The sequence below is a fragment of the Niastella populi genome (genome assembly GCF_002078015.1).
GTDB lineage: Bacteria > Bacteroidota > Bacteroidia > Chitinophagales > Chitinophagaceae > Niastella > Niastella populi.
The window spans coordinates 1-1,627 of record NZ_LWBP01000092.1; the positions used below are offsets into that span (position 1 = coordinate 1).

A 1,627-nucleotide genomic window follows, 5' to 3' on the forward strand; every position below is an offset into this window, starting at 1 on the left:
ATGCGCTTACTCCTACCTTTAATATTGGCACCGAAGTAAATTGGCCGTGATAATCGATTCAATTTTTGAAGCTAAATTTCCTTTTCATCCTTATTTATCAAGTATTTTTTAGAGATTAATATCGACTTAGTTACATATTGGAATACAGTCGTTGAGAAAATTGGGGGAATTCATAAAATCTCCTTGTAAAATAAGCGTATTTTAGAAATAAGAATGAAAACTGGGCCTCCAATGACTATGTTCCTTTGTAAACTACCCGAGGAGAGCTTCATTGACAAGATTATGCGCACCTGAAAAGAACATTTATTACAATTAAATGGCCATAGCAAACAGTATAATAATTGGGCAAAAATTTCAATTCCTGGAAAACGCTGCCAGGTACAACACGATCAAATTAAGGCATCAATGCTCATACTTTCAATATCATCCCTCATTTCATCTGTTGGCATGCATCGCAAATAAGCCATTGTCATTAAAATGCTTTTATGTCCTAATAATTGCTTCAGCTTTGCTATGTTGTTGCTTTTTTTCAGAAAGTTGATCGCAAACGTATGCCTGAATTGATGGAGATGAAATCGCACACCGGATCGCTCCCGCAGCCGTTTCACTAAGTGCTCAAGCCCATCATAGGTCAACCGGTCATCTTGCTTGCTGGATATAATAAGGTATTGGGAAGTATAAGACCTTCTTTCTTTCAGATAATCCCTCAAGTACAAGAGAACGACAGAATGTAACGGCAAACGCCTGGTCAATCCAGATTTGGAAGTTTCGCTTCGGACAGTCAATATCTTGCCCTCAAAGTCGATGTCCCGGATCTGCAAAAAGGTTACTTCCTCCCTGCGTAGTCCGCAAAAAAGAAGGAGGTAAAACAACGCTAAGTTTCTTTTCAAAAGGAATAAATTTTCGCTATGATTCTGAATTGCTGCAAATATCTTTTCAATCTGTTGCTTCTTCAAAAACTTCCTATCCTCGTATTCAGGCCTGGGATAAAGCATTGACTTAAGTGGATTCCTGGGAATATGTTCCCGAACAGTTAGCCACCCGAAAAAAGCATTTAACTTTCTCCAGTACGTTGCAGCGGTTGATTTCTTGATTCCGACCTTCACTATCCCTTTTCCGACAACTCTCTTGCGCTCCTGCAATATTTTGAAAAATCGGGTTATGACTTCGGGAGAAATATTATCAATAGATATTTCAGGGACCATTTTTGTAAGCAAGGCGTAAGTATACCGGTATGCGCGCACAGTTTCCGGCCTTATCTTCCGCACATACTCATATTCATACATAAACTCATTAAACAGTTGTTGCAAATCTTTCCTCATGAAGCGCTGCTATACTTAGCTCACTCCACCATTGTCGAAGGAAAATTTTGGTTTGTTTAGTGAGAAAGAATTGTTGCAAATTCTTTCTCACTTATCGAATAAAAATTTGATTGGTATTTTTTTTTCATGGCGAAACCTAAAAGAGATATCGCGAACAATTTAAAATGGTATCGCGAATCATTTGGGTATAGCCTGAAAGATGTTGCAGACATGCTGGGATATACCAGCATCAGCAGTATTTCCAATTGGGAAACAGGAACTGTAATACCTAACCTGTTCACTGCTTTTAAATTAAGCAGGCTTTG

Annotated in this window: 2 protein-coding genes; one reads left to right on the top strand and one right to left on the bottom strand. The window is 38.4% G+C overall.

All coding sequences use genetic code 11. From position 1 onward, the window contains the following. Window positions 1-389 precede the first annotated feature (389 nt). Window positions 390-1,322 (bottom strand): tyrosine-type recombinase/integrase, encoded by a 933-nt coding sequence (locus A4R26_RS09985; protein ID WP_081163643.1) that lies wholly within the window; start codon window positions 1,320-1,322, stop codon window positions 390-392. Window positions 1,323-1,448: 126 nt separating this feature from the next. On the opposite strand from A4R26_RS09985, the gene A4R26_RS36040 reads away from it, so the two are divergent. Beyond that, the coding region (locus A4R26_RS36040) for a helix-turn-helix domain-containing protein (RefSeq protein WP_081163644.1) at window positions 1,449-1,627 on the top strand (179 nt) is incomplete at its 3' end.